This is a genomic window from Pseudomonas sp. B10(2017) (assembly GCF_002113295.1).
GTDB lineage: Bacteria > Pseudomonadota > Gammaproteobacteria > Pseudomonadales > Pseudomonadaceae > Aquipseudomonas > Aquipseudomonas pudica.
Genome location: NZ_NEJU01000020.1, coordinates 77,296 through 94,010 on the forward strand (window position 1 = coordinate 77,296; position 16,715 = coordinate 94,010).

Annotated in this window: 13 protein-coding genes; 8 read left to right on the forward strand and 5 right to left on the reverse strand. The window is 64.4% G+C overall.

What is annotated here, in order from left to right; genetic code table 11:
- Nucleotides 1-107: 107 nt before the first annotated feature.
- Nucleotides 108-551 carry a cadmium resistance transcriptional regulator CadR gene (cadR, locus tag CAF92_RS21300; RefSeq protein WP_046613578.1) on the reverse strand — a complete coding sequence of 148 codons (444 nt, stop codon included), beginning with the start codon at nt 549-551 and terminating at the stop codon, nt 108-110.
- 84 nt (nt 552-635) lie between these two features.
- Between cadR and CAF92_RS21305 the strand changes: the two genes are divergently transcribed.
- From CAF92_RS21305 to CAF92_RS21330, 6 genes are all read left to right on the forward strand, one after another.
- Complete coding sequence (locus CAF92_RS21305; protein WP_085601854.1) at nt 636-2,849, forward strand: heavy metal translocating P-type ATPase; 2,214 nt, start codon at nt 636-638, stop codon at nt 2,847-2,849.
- 9 nt (nt 2,850-2,858) lie between these two features.
- Nucleotides 2,859-3,731 carry a LysR family transcriptional regulator gene (locus tag CAF92_RS21310; protein WP_046613576.1) on the forward strand — a complete coding sequence of 291 codons (873 nt, stop codon included), beginning with the start codon at nt 2,859-2,861 and terminating at the stop codon, nt 3,729-3,731.
- A gap of 229 nt (nt 3,732-3,960) precedes the next feature.
- Nucleotides 3,961-5,019, forward strand: a complete 1,059-nt coding sequence (locus tag CAF92_RS21315; RefSeq protein WP_085601855.1) for a putative 2-aminoethylphosphonate ABC transporter ATP-binding protein — start codon at nt 3,961-3,963, stop codon at nt 5,017-5,019.
- Between the two features lies 1 nt (nt 5,020).
- On the forward strand, nt 5,021-6,745 hold the full coding sequence (locus CAF92_RS21320; RefSeq protein WP_085601856.1) for a putative 2-aminoethylphosphonate ABC transporter permease subunit: 1,725 nt from the start codon (nt 5,021-5,023) through the stop codon (nt 6,743-6,745).
- Between the two features lie 17 nt (nt 6,746-6,762).
- Complete coding sequence (locus tag CAF92_RS21325; protein WP_085601857.1) at nt 6,763-7,788, forward strand: putative 2-aminoethylphosphonate ABC transporter substrate-binding protein; 1,026 nt, start codon at nt 6,763-6,765, stop codon at nt 7,786-7,788.
- Between the two features lie 133 nt (nt 7,789-7,921).
- On the forward strand, nt 7,922-8,470 hold the full coding sequence (locus CAF92_RS21330; protein ID WP_085601858.1) for a phosphonate degradation HD-domain oxygenase: 549 nt from the start codon (nt 7,922-7,924) through the stop codon (nt 8,468-8,470).
- 125 nt (nt 8,471-8,595) lie between these two features.
- Here the strand turns inward: CAF92_RS21330 and CAF92_RS21335 are convergent, their stop codons facing one another.
- Nucleotides 8,596-9,960 (reverse strand): GTPase/DUF3482 domain-containing protein, encoded by a 1,365-nt coding sequence (locus tag CAF92_RS21335; protein WP_085601859.1) that lies wholly within the window; start codon nt 9,958-9,960, stop codon nt 8,596-8,598.
- Complete coding sequence (locus tag CAF92_RS21340) at nt 9,953-11,344, reverse strand: DUF2868 domain-containing protein (RefSeq protein WP_085601860.1); 1,392 nt, start codon at nt 11,342-11,344, stop codon at nt 9,953-9,955. Before CAF92_RS21340 ends, CAF92_RS21335 begins: the two co-directional genes overlap by 8 nt.
- A gap of 54 nt (nt 11,345-11,398) precedes the next feature.
- Between CAF92_RS21340 and CAF92_RS21345 the strand changes: the two genes are divergently transcribed.
- On the forward strand, nt 11,399-11,914 hold the full coding sequence (locus tag CAF92_RS21345) for a dihydrofolate reductase (RefSeq protein ID WP_085601861.1): 516 nt from the start codon (nt 11,399-11,401) through the stop codon (nt 11,912-11,914).
- Nucleotides 11,915-11,949: 35 nt separating this feature from the next.
- Here CAF92_RS21345 and CAF92_RS21350 read toward each other — a convergent pair whose 3' ends face one another.
- Nucleotides 11,950-13,341, reverse strand: coding sequence for an L-cystine transporter (locus tag CAF92_RS21350; RefSeq protein WP_085601862.1), 1,392 nt, complete (start codon nt 13,339-13,341; stop codon nt 11,950-11,952).
- Between the two features lie 244 nt (nt 13,342-13,585).
- Between CAF92_RS21350 and CAF92_RS21355 the strand changes: the two genes are divergently transcribed.
- Complete coding sequence (locus CAF92_RS21355; protein ID WP_085601863.1) at nt 13,586-14,641, forward strand: phosphorylcholine phosphatase; 1,056 nt, start codon at nt 13,586-13,588, stop codon at nt 14,639-14,641.
- 118 nt (nt 14,642-14,759) lie between these two features.
- Here the strand turns inward: CAF92_RS21355 and ilvD are convergent, their stop codons facing one another.
- Nucleotides 14,760-16,601, reverse strand: a complete 1,842-nt coding sequence (ilvD, locus tag CAF92_RS21360; protein WP_085601864.1) for a dihydroxy-acid dehydratase — start codon at nt 16,599-16,601, stop codon at nt 14,760-14,762.
- Nucleotides 16,602-16,715 lie beyond the last annotated feature (114 nt).

Sequence of the window (16,715 nt, forward strand, 5' to 3'; positions counted from 1 at the left end):
CTGCAGCCCTTTCGCCGGCAAGCCAGCTCCCACAGGACGGCGCTGCCAGTGGGGGCTGTGCAAAACCTGTGGGAGCCGGCTTGCCGGCGATTAGGCCCTTGGATCTTTCAATGCCCGTGACTTCGCCCCACATGCGAATGCTCGGTATCCGGCACCGATACCGCCCCGTTCGTCTCCAGTTGCTGCAAGATCGCGCACTCCGCCCCCTGCGCATTGCAGCGCCGCCGCAGCTCCACCAGCTGTTCCTGCAACGCCACCAGCCCATCGATCCGTGCCTGCACATGCTCGATATGCTCGTCGATCAGCGCATTGACGCTGCCGCACGAATCATCGGGGCTGTCACGCAGGCGTAGCAGGCTGCGAATCTCATCCAGGGTCATGTCCAGGGTGCGGCAGTTGCGGATGAAGGTGAGCCGCTCGACATGGGCCTGGGTGTAAAGCCGGTAGTTGCCGTCGCTGCGCGCCGGCTCCGGCAGCAGGTGTTCACGCTCGTAGTAGCGGATGGTTTCCACGGCGCAGTCGGTGGCTTTGGCCAGTTCTCCGATCTTCATCACGAAATTCTCCAGCAAGTGGCTTGACCCTATAGTGGCTACAGGGTGTTCACTTGGCAACAGGCTCAAATTAAGGATGACCCCATGAACCAGCCTGTCAGCCACGAACACAAGCACGATCACCACGCTCATAGCTGCTGTGGCAGCGCTGCTGCGCCAGCTCTGGTCCAACTGAGCGAAAAGGCCAGCAGCCATGCCCAGTTCAGCCGTTTCCGCATCGAGGCCATGGATTGCCCTACCGAACAGACCCTGATCCAGGACAAGCTGGGCAAGCTGGCCGGTATCGAGCAGCTGGAATTCAACCTGATCAACCGTGTGCTTGGCGTGCACCATACCCTGGCTGGCACCGCTGAAATCGAGCAGGCCATCGGCAGCCTGGGCATGAAAGCCGAGCCGCTTGGCGCCGAAGACGATGGCGCCGCCAGCGCAGCACAAGTGGCAAAGACCCGCTGGTGGCCGCTGGCGTTGGCCGGTATTGCCGCGGTCGCCGCCGAAATCGTGCACTTTGCCGCGCTGGCCCCGGAGTGGGTGGTGGCGGCGCTAGCGCTGGCAGCTATCCTCGGCTGTGGCCTGGGGACCTACAAGAAGGGCTGGATCGCCCTGAAAAACCGTAACCTCAACATAAACGCGCTGATGAGCATTGCCGTGACTGGTGCGGTGCTGATCGGCCAGTGGCCGGAAGCGGCCATGGTGATGGTGTTGTTCACCGTCGCCGAACTGATCGAAGCCCGCTCGCTGGACCGGGCGCGCAATGCCATTGGTGGCCTGATGCAGCTCACCCCGGACATGGCCACCGTGCGCCAGGCCGATGGCCAGTGGCGGGAAGTGGAGGTGCGGGAGGTAGCCATCGGGGCCTTGGTGCGGGTACGCCCCGGCGAACGCATTGGCCTGGACGGTGAAGTGACCAGCGGGCAATCCAGTGTCGATCAGGCACCGATAACCGGCGAAAGCCTGCCCGTGGAAAAGGCTGTGGGCGACAAACTGTTCGCCGGCACCATCAACCAGGCAGGGGCACTGGAGTTCCGTGTTACCGCTGCTGCCGGGCAATCGACCCTGGCGCGGATCATCAAGGCCGTCGAGCAAGCGCAAGGCGCGCGGGCGCCTACCCAGCGATTCGTTGACCGCTTTTCGCGCATCTACACCCCGGTGGTGTTCGCTATTGCCCTGGCCGTTGCGGTGATACCGCCGCTGTTCATGGCCGGTGCCTGGTTCGACTGGGTCTATCGCGCCCTGGTGCTGCTGGTGGTGGCCTGCCCATGCGCCCTGGTGATCTCGACGCCGGTGACCATCGTCAGCGGCCTGGCTGCTGCCGCGCGCAAGGGCATCCTGATCAAGGGTGGCGTGTACCTGGAAGGCGGGCGCCAGCTGGACTTCCTGGCCCTGGACAAGACCGGCACCATCACCCACGGCAAGCCGGTGCAGACCGACGCCAAGGTACTGGAGCCGCTGTTCGAAGGCCGCTCGCAAGCCCTGGCAGCCAGCCTGGGCGAGCGTTCGGACCACCCGGTTTCACGCGCCATTGCCCAGTTCGGCAAGGAGCAAGGCCTGGCCTTGAGCGAGGTCGATGACTTCGCCGCCCTGGCTGGGCGTGGCGTGCGCGGTACCATCGCGGGTGAGGTTTACCACTTGGGTAACCACCGTCTGGTCGAGGAGTTGGGGCTGTGCTCGCCCGAGCTGGAGGCACAGCTGGATGCGCTGGAACGCCAGGGCAAGACCGTGGTGCTGCTGCTCGACCGCTCCGGCCCGTTGGCGCTGTTCGCGGTGGCCGACACGGTGAAGGAAAGCAGTCGCCAGGCCATCGCCGAGCTGCACGAGCTGGGCATCAAGACTGTCATGCTGACCGGTGACAATCCGCATACCGCCCAGGCCATCGCCACCGTGGTGGGTATCGACCGTGCCGAAGGCAACCTGCTGCCTGCCGACAAGCTCAAGAGCATCGAAACCCTGTACGCTCAGGGCCATCGGGTGGGCATGGTCGGTGACGGTATCAACGACGCCCCGGCGCTGGCCCGCGCCGAGATCGGTTTTGCCATGGCGGCGGCCGGTACCGACACCGCCATCGAGACCGCCGATGTGGCGCTGATGGATGACGACTTGCGGAAAATCCCGGCCTTCGTCAGGCTGTCGCGCCAAAGTGCGGCGATCCTCATGCAGAACATCGTTCTGGCGTTGGGTATCAAGGCGATATTCCTGGCGATCACCTTTGCCGGCATGGCCACCATGTGGATGGCGGTATTCGCCGACATGGGCGTGAGCCTGCTGGTGGTGTTCAACGGCTTGCGCCTGTTGCGCAAATAGAGGATGTGAATGCTGAGTTCGGAGCTGAAAGCCTTCTACATGGTGGCCCGCCTGGGCAGCATCACCCTGGCGGCGAAGAAGCTCGGGCTCAGCCAGCCCACGGTGACCACGCAGATTCGCAACCTGGAGAGCCAGTATGCGGTGGAGCTGTTCTACCGCGGCGGGCGGCGCCTGGTGCTGAGCGAGGAGGGCGTGCGCCTGCTTCCGATGGTCAAGGCACTGCTGCAGCAGGAGGCCGACATCGAGTTCGAGCTACGCAACAGCGGCCAGGCCCAGGGCAGCTTGCGCATTGCTGCTACGGCGCCTTACTACATTCTCGACCTGGTGAAGATCTACCGCGAACGCCTGCCGCAGGTGGAAGTGGCGGTGGAAATCGGCAACTCGCAGCAGGTGCTGGAGATGCTCGAGGACTACCGGGTGGATATCGCTGCTTCGTCGCAACTGCTGGAGGACGCGCGGCTGGTGCGTCGGGTGCTGGGGACTGACCCGTTGGTGGTGGCGGTGCATCGCAACCACCCGTTGGCACACCGCCAGGCGGTGTCCATTGACGTGGTCGCCGGTCATTGCCTGCTGATGCGCGAGAAAGGCTCGACCACACGCAAGCTGACCGAGCAAATGATGCAGGAGGCCGGGGTGAAGGCCGGAGCCTTGCTGGAGATTGGCAGCCGCGAGTCGATCCGTGAGGCGGTACTGCGCAATATCGGCATCAGCGTGATTGCCCGGCACGAGGTGCCACACAACCCTGAGTTGCGAGTGCTGGCGCTGGAGAACGCGCCGGTGATGCATGAGTACCTGTATTGCCTGAAGGAGCGGCGCCAGGCGCGGTTGCCGGCGGCATTCCTTGGGGTGGCGCAGGAAGTGGCCGGTTCGCACTTCTCATAGCCATGTAGTGGCTGTACCGGCCCTATCGCCGGCAAGCCAGCTCCCACAGTTATCCCCACAGTCGTTCAGACCTGTGCAGTACCTGTGGGAGCTGGCTTGCCGGCGATAGGGCCCTTGAAGGCCACTACAAAATCTGCCTATACCACTATCATCCGCTTTTGCTCTAAAGCCACAGAAACTTCGCACAGCCTTCCTAGCATGGCCCCCATCTCTTCGATGAGGCCCTGCCATGAACCACACCACCCCCGGCGCACAGATGAAAGTGCGCAACATCCACAAGCGCTTCGGCGCCTTCACGGCGCTGAACGATGTCTCGCTGGACATCGCCGCCGGCGAACTGGTGTGCCTGCTCGGTCCGTCTGGCTGCGGCAAGACCACGCTGCTGCGCTGCATCGCCGGCCTGGAGCGCCAGGACCGCGGTACGTTATACATCGGCGAGCGCGACATCTCCGAGCTGCCACCTCAGGCCCGTGACTACGGCATCCTGTTCCAGTCCTACGCGCTGTTCCCCAACCTCACCGTCGAAGCCAACATCGCCTATGGCCTGACTGGCAGTGGCCGCGAGCAGGCCCGCCAGCGAGTGGCCGAAATGCTCGAACTGGTGGGCCTGGCCGGCAGCGAGAAGAAATACCCCGGTCAGCTTTCCGGGGGCCAGCAGCAGCGTGTGGCCCTGGCCCGCGCGCTGGCACCGTCGCCGTCGTTGCTGCTGCTGGACGAGCCGATGTCGGCGTTGGATGCCCGGGTGCGCGAGCACCTGTGCACTGAACTGCGCCAGCTGCAACGCCAGCTGGGTATCACCACACTGATGGTCACCCACAACCAGGACGAGGCCATGCTGATGGCCGACCGCATTGCGGTGATGAACAACGGCCAGGTCGAGCAGTACGCCACCCCGCAGGAAATCTACGACCAACCGGCCACGCCGTTCGTTGCCGAGTTCGTCGGCCAGGGCAACTGGTTGCCGTTCCAGCGCAGCAGTGACAGCCATGCCCAGGTCGGTGGCATGAACATGCGTTTGGCACCAGGTTCGGCCCGCCCCAGCAGTGGCCGGCTGTTCTGCCGCCCGGAGGCGATCACGGTCAACCCTGCGATGCACGAAGAAAACCTGTTCCCGGCCATGGTCCGTGAAATCACCTTCCTCGGTAACCGCTGCCGCATGAGCTTCGAACTCAAGGCGCTGCCTGGCCATGCACTGCTGGCGGAGCTGGCTCCCGAGGCAATGCCGCGGCTGGGCTCGCAGGACATCTGGGTGGCGCTGCCACCGCAGAGCCTGCAGGTGTTTGCCTGAGATGGCCGCGCCAATGTCCCTGCCGCTGAGCCAGGCCAAGGCCACGCCGCGTGCTGGCGTTGCCCTGGGCGACCGGTTGTTCGTCGTCGGCGGCAAGAGCCTGCTGCTGATCCTTCTGGTACTGGCGGTGCTGATGCCGCTGCTGGCGATCTTCTGGCGCGGCTTCAGCGCAGATGCGGGCCAGGGTGGCGGCCTGCTGGCGGCCCGCGAACTGTTCGCCAGTGAAAACTTCCACTGGCTGCTAGGCAACAGCCTGTCGGTGGCCTTCACGGTGGCAGCCATCGTGGTACCGCTGGCCTACCTGTTCGCCTATGCCCTGCAGCGCACGCTGATTCCGGGCAAAGGCCTGTGGCGGGGGATTTCGCTGCTGCCGCTGCTGGCTCCGTCAATGCTGCCGGCCATCGCCCTGGTCTACCTGTTCGGTAACCAAGGGCTGCTGCGCGGGTTGCTCAGCGACAACATCTATGGCTTCTGGGGCATTGTGCTGGGCGAGGCCATCTACACCTTCCCGCATGCCCTGATGATCCTGCTGTCGGCACTTTCGCTGGCCGATGCACGCCTGTTCGACGCAGCGTCCAGCATGGGTGCCGGCCCCTGGCGAGCGTTCACCAGCATCACCTGGCCGGCCACGCGCCAGGCAGTATTCGCAGCGTTCTGCCTGGTGTTCACCTTGACCATCACCGACTTCGGTGTACCGGTCGTGGTCGGCGGCGATTATCAGGTGCTGGCGCTGGAAGCCTACAAGGCGGTGGTCGGCCAGCAGCAGTTCGGCCGCGGCGCGCTGATCGGCATGGTGCTGCTGTTGCCGGCGCTGTTCAGCTTTACCGTCGATGCCTGGCTGCGTCGGCGCCAGGGCGAGGCCATGAGCGGGCGTGCACAGGTGTTCGAGCCCAAGCCGTCGCGGGGCCGTGACGCCTGCTTCCTGGGGATCGTGCTGCTGGTGTGCTCGGCGTTGCTGCTGGTGATCGGTATGGCGGTGTACTCGTCCCTGGTCACCTTCTGGCCCTACAACCTGTCGTTGTCGCTGCGTCACTACATGTTCGAGGACACCGCCGGTGGCGGCTGGCTGGCCTACCGCAACAGTGTGACCATGGCCATCGGCACCGCATTGATCGGCAGCATCGTGATCTTCACCGGCGCCTACCTGATGGAAAAGACCCAGGGCCAACGCCTGCTCAACCAGGCGCTGCGCCTGCTCAGCTTCATCCCCATGGCCGTGCCGGGCCTGGTGCTGGGCCTGGGCTATGTATTCTTCTTCAACCTGAACGGCAACCCGCTGCATGTGTTCTACGGCGGCATGGGGCTGCTGGTGGTGTGCACCATCGCCCACTACCTGACCACCGCGCAGATGACCGCGACCACTGCCCTGCGTCAGCTCGACGGCGAGTTCGAGGCCGCCGCGCTGTCGCTGAAGGCGCCGCTGTACAGGCACTTCCTGCGGGTGACCGTGCCGATCTGCCTGCCGGCGCTGCTGGACATCATCCGCTACCTGTTCGTATCGGCGATGACCACCGTGTCGGCGGCAATCTTCCTGTACAGCCCCGACACCATTCTTGCTGCCGTCGCCGTGCTGAACATGGACGACGCCGGCAATGTCGGTGGTGCCGCCGCCATGTCCACCCTGATCCTGCTGACCAGTGCCGGTGCTTCACTGCTGCTGGCCGCAGCCTCACGCGGCCTGCTGCGCCGCTCCCAAGCCTGGCGCCAACGCGCCGCGACCGTCTGACCTGTAAGGAACTAACCATGTACAAGCACCTTGCACTTGCCGCTGCCGTTTCCGCCGTGTTCAGCCTGCAGGCTTCGGCCGCTGGCACCCAGCTGACGGTCTACACCGCCCTGGAGGCCGAACAGCTGAAGAGCTACAAGCAGGCCTTCGAAAAGGCCAACCCGGACATCGAAATCAAGTGGGTACGCGACTCTACCGGCATCATCACCGCCAAGCTGCTGGCCGAGAAAGAGCGCCCGCAGGCCGACGCAGTTTGGGGCCTGGCCGCATCGAGCCTGGCCATTCTCGACCAGAACGGCATGCTCGAAGCCTACGCACCGAAGGACCTGGGCAAGATTGCCGCCAATTACCGCGATGATGCCAACCCGCCAGCCTGGGTCGGTATGGACGTGTGGGCCGCTACCATCTGCTTCAATACCATCGAGGCCGAGAAGCAGGGCCTGAGCAAGCCGGTGAGCTGGCAGGACCTGACCAAGCCCGAGTACAAGGGCAAGATCGTCATGCCGAACCCGGCCTCGTCCGGCACCGGCTTCCTGGATGTCAGTGCCTGGTTGCAGACCTTTGGCGAGCCGCAGGGCTGGGCATACATGGATGCGCTGCACCAGAACATCGGCCAGTACGTTCATTCCGGTTCCAAGCCGTGCAAGCTTGCCGCAGCGGGTGAATTCCCGATCGGTATCTCGTTCGAGTACCCGGCCGTGCAGCTCAAGCGCCAGGGCGCGCCGCTGGACATCGTGCTGCCGAAGGAAGGCCTGGGCTGGGAGATCGAGGCGACTGCGGTGATCAAGGGTTCGCCAAAAGCGGATGCGGCCAGGCGCCTGGCTGATTTCTCGGCAAGCCCGGCGGCCATGGAGCTGTACAAGGAGAACTTCGCCGTGCTGGCTGCCCCGGGCATTGCCAAGCCGCAGACCGAACTGCCGGCGGACTATGAACAGCGCCTGATCAAGAACGACTTTGCCTGGGCCTCGAAGAACCGTGACCAGATCCTGGCCGAGTGGCGCAAGCGCTATGACGGCAAGTCGGAGAAGGTGGCTCAGCAGTAACCTGCACCGGCCTCTTCGCGGGCGCGCCCGCTCCCACAGGTACCGCGCAGTCCTTCAGCTGTGTGCGATCCTTGTGGGAGCGGGCATGCCCGCGAAGAAGCCACTGCTGCAATCCAGCCAGGAATAAACAGTGATGCCCACCCCAGCCCAGATCATCGACAGCACCTTCGCGCTGTACGAACGCCACGGCAGTGACGACTACATCGGCGAAGCCATCACCCAGCTCGAACACATGTCCCAGGCCGCGCAACTGGCCATGGCCGAAGGCTTCGACGACGAAGTGGTGCTGGCGGCGTTCTTCCACGACATCGGCCACCTGTGCGGCGGTGACGCCAGTATGGGCGGCTATGGCGTAGTCAGCCATGAACGCATCGGCGCAGAATACTTACGCCGCTGTGGCTTCGGCGAACGCATGGCGCGGCTGGTGCAGTATCACGTGGAGGCCAAGCGCTACCTGACTTTGCGCCAGCCTGGGTATTACCAGCGGTTGAGTGAGGCGAGCCGGCGGACCCTGGAGTATCAGGGGGGCGTGATGAGCGAGGATGAGGCGGATGTGTTCGAGCGGGATCCGCTGTTCGAGGTGAGCTTGCGGATGAGGGAGTGGGATGAGCGGGCCAAGGTGGTCGGAGTGGCGGTGATTAACCTGGATGGGGTGAAGCGGAAGGCTTTGGCATTACTTTGAGATGTGGGCTGCCTGTGCGGGCCTCTTCGCGGGTGAACCCGCTCCCACAGGAATAGTGCACATCTCAAGGAATGTGAGATACCTGTGGGAGCGGGTTTACCCGCGAAGAGGCCAGACCTGCTTAATCAAAACTGTGAAACCAGAGCCTCCAGCTGTTCCTGCCGCTCAGCCTGGTTCAGCTTCGCCCCTGGGTTCAGGGTGGACCACTGCGGATGCGCCCGTGCCTTGCTCAACGCCTCCGGCAACTTGCCCTCCCGCCAGGCCTTCTCATCCAGCTCCCCCAGCCGAATGCTGTCCTGCGCCGCATGCCCGCGGTTTTCCAGCGCTACCATCAACTGCTGCTGACGCAAGGCCAGCAGGCGCAACACCGTGTCGTCCACCGTCAGCTCGCGCTTGCCCTTGAGCTTGCCCATCAACCGCGACCCATAGTTGCGGGCCGTCTGCAGCGCGCCGCCGGCAATCGCTCCGGCCAGGGCGGCAGCCCCCAGTGTCAGGCCGCCGACCAGCAGGTCCACCCCGGCACCCGCCGCAGCACCAGCGGCCACACCACTGCCCAAGCGCACGCCCAGCAGCTTCAAGGTTTCGGGATTGAACAGGTCATCGCCCCAACGGCCATCCAGCAACGGCAGGTCGCTGGCATGGGCGTCCTCGCGGCGGAAGGCATACAGCTTGAGCAGTGCCTCGACACAGCGCTGCTCGCGCTGGCGCACCTCTTGCCGCAATGCCTCGATGGCCCGGGCTTCGGCAGCCGGTTCAGCCTCGACGCTGCGCCGGCAGGCAGCGCAGTCCAGCAGCAGCTCGGCAATCAGGCGCTTGCCGCTGTGCCGACGCGCCAGGCGCTGTTCCTGCTGGTCGTCTATCAGCCGCTGCAGGGCCGGGCGGGCGTCTTCAAGTAGCAGGGCCAGGCTTTCGTACAACCGGCGCTCGCCATCCTCTGGCGGGGCCACGCTGTCGAACCGCACCAACGCGTGAAGCCCAAGCCTGGCAAGGGCTTCACGCCATTGCGGCTCGCGGTGCTGATGGCTGGCGACGAAGTTGAGCACCGGTAGCAGCGGCTTGCCGCAGCTGGCCAGCACTTCCAGTTCGTCGCGGTATTTGGCCAGCACCGGTTCACGGGCGTCGATCACATACAAGCCGGCATTGCTGGCCAGCAGCTGGCGCAGCACCTTGGCCTCCTGCTCGAAACGCTGGCGTGCCTCGCTGCCTTGCAGAAAGCGCTCGAGGCGGGCCGGGCCGTCCAGCCGCTCGCCCGGGCGCTCCAGGCGTTCGAGGTAGTCGAGCAGGGCGATGGCGTCTTCCAGGCCCGGGGTATCGTACAGCTCGAGCAAGGGTTCGCCGTCCACCGACAGCCGCGCACCTTCCACATGGCGGGTGGTGCTGGGGCGGTGGGACACTTCGCCAAAGCCGACGTCACGGGTCAGGGTGCGCAGCAGCGAGGTCTTGCCGACGTTGGTGTGGCCGACCACGGCCAGTTTAAGCGGCTCAGTCATGGCCATGCTCCAGCCAGGTCAGCGGCGAGGTATCGGCATGCGCCAGGCCAAGGCGGTCGAGGGCTTCGTGCCAGTCTCCCAGGCGCTGGGCGTCCAGGGCCTCGCCCGGTGCTGCCTGCAGTAGCCAGACACGGGTGGCACCCGCATTGCGTGCCAGCTCGGCGAGCAGCGCCAGGCTGCCGCGGTCGGGCGAACGGCGCGGGTCGCAAGCGATGGCCAGGCGTGCCGGCGGGAAGCGGCTGAGCTGTTCGAGCAGGTGGTTGCGCGATTCGCGGCTGTCGAGCACGCCGGCACTGGTTACGCTTTTCGGTAGGGCGGGCGGCCAGGGGTGCTGGTCGTCCAGCTCCAGGCCGACCAGCAGGGCACCGCTGCTGCCGCTTTCCAGCTGGCCAGCGGCAAACTGCGGCAAGGCTTCGGGCGCGGCATCCTGGACACCTATGCGTTCGCTGCGTGGCATCAGCGCTTCACGCAGCTGCGCGTAGCCGGGCAGGCTGAGGTCCAGCGCCAGGCGTTGGCGGCCTTGACGCCAGCGCCACAGGCACAGCCCGGCCAACAGCAGGCGCGGCAGCAGGCCGTACACCAGCACCACGCCAAGCAGCCAGCTGGCCCAGGCCTGGCGCGCCAGGTCCAGGGCCGGCTGGCTGTCGCCGCTGGCGCGAATCATGGCCTCGTCGGGTACCATGAAGCCCAGCAATGAAGGCAGCGCGCCCAAGGCTTGGGTCAGGTGGATGAACGGGTCGGCAGCGAGCAGGGTGGTCTCCCAGACAAAACCATAGCGCCGGGTCGCCAGCAAGGCCAGCAGCATGCCCAGCGCGGTGACCATCGCCAGCAGCCACAGGCCATGTACCAGCAGGCCGAGCAGCCAGCGGTTCAGGCGCTGGCGTTGCAGCAGCACCAGCAGCGCTGGTGCCAGGTGCGCGGCCTTGGCGTCACGGGCAAAGCGTTCGCTCAGCCACAGCCAAAGGCGGCCCAGCCCTGCGCCGTGCTCACCGCTCAGGGCAAAGCCGATGGCCCAGCCCAGCAGCATCAACAGGTTCAACCCAAGCAGGCTGCCCAGTGCCCAGAACACATTAACCGGGCGCTGCCCATCGCCCAGGGCGGCCAGCCCCAACCCCGCGCCGCTGAGCAAGGCCAGCACCAGCAAGGCCAGCAGCGCCAGGCGTGCGCCCTGTTTCCAGCGGCCCAGGGCGGTGGTGATGCCGTCGCGTTCGGCCAGGAACAGGGCACGGGTTTCGATGCGGGCCGCCAGGTCACCGCCTGCCTGGCGGGCGCGGCGGTTGGCCTCCTGGTCCTCCAGGGGGCCGGCATGTTCCTCGCGCAGGCGTACCGCTTCGGTGAGCCAGCGCTTGTCCAGTGAAGTCGGTGCGGTCACAAGGTCTTCCATTGCACAGGTCAGGGCAGAAGCATAACCCACACGCCCGGTGCTATCCTCGCTGGCATGAATACATCACTCCCCCTCAGCCTGATCGCGGCTCACGCCGAGAACCACGTGATCGGCATCGACAACTCCATGCCCTGGCATTTGCCGGGGGACTTCAAGTACTTCAAGGCCACTACCCTGGGCAAGCCGATCATCATGGGGCGCAAGACCTGGGACTCGCTGGGCAGGCCGTTGCCCGGGCGGTTGAATATCGTCGTCAGCCGGCAGGCAGGGCTGGAACTGGCGGGGGCCGAGGTGTTTGGCTCGCTGGAAGAGGCGCTGGTGCGGGCCGAGCAGTGGGCGCGCGAGGCCGGTGTCGATGAGCTGATGCTGATTGGCGGGGCGCAGCTGTATGGGCAGGCGCTGGAGAAAGGGCTGGTCAGCCGCATGTACCTGACGCGGGTCGAGTTGTCGCCGGAGGGGGATGCCTGGTTCCCTGAGTTTGATCGGGGGCAGTGGAAACTGGTGTCGAGCGAGGCGCAGGCTGAGGAAGGCAAGCCTGGGTATCATTTCGAGGTCTGGGACAAGGTTTGAGATTGCCGGGGCTGCAAGGCAGCTCCGGCAATCCGTCAGGAATGGCTCAGCTCGGCATGTTCATCGCCAGCCAGCACATCCTTGTCGGTCTCTTTCAGCAGTTGGCTGGTCACCACCCCTGCGGTCATCGAACCGTTCACATTCAGCGCCGTACGGCCCATGTCGATCAGCGGCTCCACCGAAATCAGCAACGCCACCAGCTCCACCGGCAAGCCCATGGCCGGCAGCACAATCAGCGCGGCGAAAGTCGCACCGCCACCTACGCCGGCAACACCTGCCGAACTCAAGGTGACGATGGCCACCAGGGTGGCGATCCACAGCGGGTCGAAGGTATCGATGCCCACCGCCGGCGCCACCATCACCGCCAACATGGCGGGATAGAGGCCGGCGCAGCCGTTCTGGCCAATGGTGGTACCGAACGATGCGCTGAAGCTGGCAATCGACGGCGGTACGCCCAGGCGGCGGGTTTGCGCTTCGATGTTAAGCGGAATGCTGGCGGCACTGGAGCGGCTGGTGAAGGCGAAGGTCAGCACCGGCCACACCTTGCGGAAGAAGCGCAGCGGGCTCACGCCGGTAGCGGCCAGGATAACGCCGTGCACCACGAACATTAGCGCCAGGCCCAAGTACGACACCACCACGAAGCTGCCCAGCTTGAGGATGTCTTCCATGTTCGAGCTGGCCACCACCTTGGTCATCAGTGCAAGCACGCCATACGGGGTCAGCTTCATCACCACCCGCACCAGGCGCATCACCCAGGCCTGCAGGGTGTCGATAGCCGACAGCGCGCGTTCGCCTTTCTCGGCATCGTCCTTGATCAGCTGCAGCGCGGCCAGGCCGAGGAAGACGGCAAAGATAACCACGCTGATGATCGAGGTCGGCTTGGCCCGTGCCAGGTCACCTACCGGGTTGCTGGGGATGAACGACAGCAGCAGTTGCGGGATGTTGAGGTCGGCAACCTTGCCGGCGTAGTCGCTGTGGATAACCTGCATGCGCGCGCTTTCCTGCGCGCCGGCCACCAGGCCTTCGGCGCTCAGGCCGAACAGGTTGGTCAGGACGATGCCGATCAACGCGGCGATGGCGGTGGTCAGCAGCAGGGTACCAATGCTCAGCACGCTGATGCGGCCCAGCGACGAGGCATTTTGCAGGCGCGCCACGGCACTGAGGATCGAGGCGAAGATCAGCGGCATGACGATCATCTGCAACAGGCCGACGTAGCCGTTGCCGACCAGGTCGAGCCAGGCGATGGTGGCCTTGAGCACGGGGTGGCCAGCACCATAGATGGTATGCAGTATCAGGCCGAACACCACGCCCAGCACCAGGCCCAGCAATACTTTTCTGGCCAGGCTCCAGTCGGTGCGGCGGGTTTGTGCCAGGCCCAGCAACAGGGCCAGGAACGCCAGCAGGTTAAGGGACAGTGGCAGGTTCATTGAAGCTCCAGCAGAAAAAAGCAGAATTGGCATCGCCTCTGTGAGCGATTGCGAACGGAAATGCTAACAGGCTGAAAACAAACGAATTTATACCCAAATGGAATGTGCATAGTCGTTTATGGAATAACGGCGTGTCGCGGATTGCAATGAACACGGCGTTTGCAGCTGCGTTGAGGTCGTTATCAAGGGCTGCCGGCGGGGATTGTTGCACTAGCGTTTCTGGGTCATTTCAGGAGATTCGTACATGAAGTTCGCTCCGAGAGCCGTCGCCATCGGCCTGTCCCTGCTGTTCAGTATCGAAACCTTCGCCACCGAGCTCAAGCACTGGCCCGCCGAGGCGGCCAGGCAGCTCGACGGCATGATTGCCGCCAATGCCAACAAGGGTAACTACGCTGTCTTCGACATGGACAACACCAGCTACCGCTACGACCTTGAAGAGGCCTTGCTGCCGTTCATGGAAAACAAGGGCCTGCTGAGCCGCGACAAGCTCGACCCCTCGTTGAAGCTGATGCCGTTCAAGGACACCGCCGAGCACAAGGAAAGCCTGTTCAGCTACTACTACCGGCTGTGCGAAGTGGACGACATGGTCTGCTACCCGTGGGTGGCCCAGGTGTTCTCCGGCTTTACCCTGCAGGAGCTGAAGGTGCAGGTGGATGAGCTGATGGCCTCCGGAAAACCGATCCCGGCCACTTATTACGAAGGGGACCAGGTCAAGGCCATCGAGGTACAGCCGCCCAAGGTCTTCAAGGGCCAGGCCGAGCTGTACAACAAGCTGATGGAGAACGGTATCGAGGTCTATGTGGTTTCCGCTGCTTCCGAGGAGCTGGTGCGCATGGTCGCGTCGGACCCCAAGTACGGCTACAACGTGAAGCCGCAGAATGTGATTGGCGTGAGCTTGCTGCTGAAGGACCGCGCCAGCGGCCAGTTGACCACGGCGCGCAAGCAGATCAGCGCCGGGCACTATGATGCCAAGGCCAACGTGGGGCTGGAGCTGACTCCGTACCTGTGGACCCCGGCCACCTGGATGGCAGGCAAGCAGGCGGCGATCCTGACCTATATCGATGAGTGGAAGAAACCGGTGCTGGTGGGGGGCGATACGCCGACCAGCGACGGCTACATGCAGTTTCATGGGGTGGATGTGGGCAAAGGTGGCATCCACCTGTGGATAAACCGCAAGGCCAAGTACATGGACCAGATGAACGGGATGATTGCCAGGAATGCAGCGGCGCAGGCCAAGGAAGGGCTGCCGGTGACGGCGGACAAGAACTGGGTGATCGTGACGCCGGAGCAGATTCAGTAGTTGGTGTTTCGCCTGTACTGGTCCTATCGCCGGCAAGCCAGTACGAGCAGCACACTAATCACAGGCATAAAAAAACCGGCGCCCAGGGCGCCGGTTCTTCATTCATACCGTCAGAGCCTTACAGCCCTTCCAGCATCGCCTTGTTACGCACCGCGCCCTTGTCGGCACTGGTCGCCAGCAAAGCATAGGCCTTCAGCGCGGTGGTCACCTTGCGTGGGCGTACTTCAGCCGGTTTCCAGCCCTTCTTGTCCTGCTCGATACGGCGCTCAGCCAGTTCTTCATCGCTGACCTGCAGGTTGATCGAACGATTCGGGATGTCGATCAGCACCTTGTCGCCGTCGCGCACCAGGCCGATAGCGCCGCCAGCGGCGGCTTCCGGCGAGGCGTGGCCGATCGACAGGCCCGATGTGCCGCCCGAGAAGCGGCCGTCGGTGAGCAGGGCGCAAGCCTTGCCCAGGCCCTTGGACTTCAGGTACGAGGTCGGGTACAGCATTTCCTGCATGCCCGGGCCACCTTTCGGGCCTTCGTAGCGGATGATCACGATGTCGCCGGCCTTCACTTCGTCGGCGAGGATGCCGCGTACGGCGCTGTCCTGGCTCTCGAAGATCTTCGCGGTGCCTTCGAACACCAGGATCGACTCGTCGACACCGGCGGTTTTCACCACGCAGCCGTCCAGCGCGATGTTGCCGTACAGCACGGCCAGGCCGCCTTCCTGCGAATAGGCGTGCTCGACACTGCGGATGCAGCCTTCGGCACGGTCCAGGTCCAGGCTCGGCCAGCGGGTCGACTGGCTGAACGCGGTCTGGGTCGGGATGCCGGCAGGGCCGGCCTTGAAGAAGGTGTGCACAGCTTCGTCATCGGTCTGGGTGATGTCCCATTTGGCGATGGCTTCTTCCATGCTGCGGCTGTGCACGGTCGGCAGGTCGGTGTGCAGCAGGCCGCCACGGGCCAGCGAGCCGAGGATGCTGAAAATGCCGCCGGCACGGTGCACGTCTTCCATGTGATATTTCTGGATGTTCGGCGCAACCTTGCACAGCTGCGGCACCTTGCGCGACAGGCGGTCGATATCGCGCAGGTCGAACGCCACCTCGGCTTCCTGGGCGGCGGCCAGCAGGTGCAGGATGGTGTTGGTCGAGCCGCCCATGGCGATGTCGAGCATCATGGCGTTCTCGAACGCCTTGAAGTTGGCGATGTTGCGCGGCAGTACCGACTCATCGTTCTCGCCGTAGTAACGCTTGCACAGATCGACGATGGTGCGGCCGGCGGTGAGGAACAGCTGTTCGCGGTCGGCGTGGGTGGCCAGGGTCGAACCGTTGCCCGGCAGGGCCAGGCCCAGGGCTTCGGTCAGGCAGTTCATCGAGTTGGCGGTGAACATGCCGGAGCACGAACCGCAGGTCGGGCAGGCGCTGCGCTCGTATTCGGCGACTTTTTCGTCGGAAGCCGAGGAGTCTGCGGCAATGACCATGGCATCGACCAGGTCCAAGCCGTGGCTTGCCAGCTTGGTCTTGCCGGCTTCCATCGGGCCACCAGAGACGAAGATTACCGGGATGTTCAGGCGCAGGGCGGCCATCAGCATGCCGGGGGTGATCTTGTCGCAGTTGGAGATGCACACGATGGCGTCGGCGCAGTGGGCGTTGACCATGTACTCCACGGCGTCGGCGATGATCTCGCGGCTTGGCAGCGAGTACAGCATGCCGTCGTGGCCCATGGCGATGCCGTCATCGACCGCGATGGTGTTGAATTCCTTGGCCACGCCACCGGCGCGTTCGATTTCGCGGGCGACCAGCTGGCCCAGGTCCTTCAGGTGCACGTGGCCCGGGACGAACTGGGTGAACGAGTTGGCGATGGCGATGATCGGTTTCTTGAAATCTTCGTCCTTCATCCCGGTGGCGCGCCAAAGGGCACGGGCGCCGGCCATGTTGCGGCCTTGGGTGGAAGTCTTGGAACGATAATCAGGCATGAAACACTCCTGGCGGCTTAATCAGGTAACAAAAAGGGGAGTGAGCTTCTCTTGTCCTTTGTACCGCAGGCCGGTTGCCACTGGCACGGATGGGGCCGAAGACCGCGCGGGATC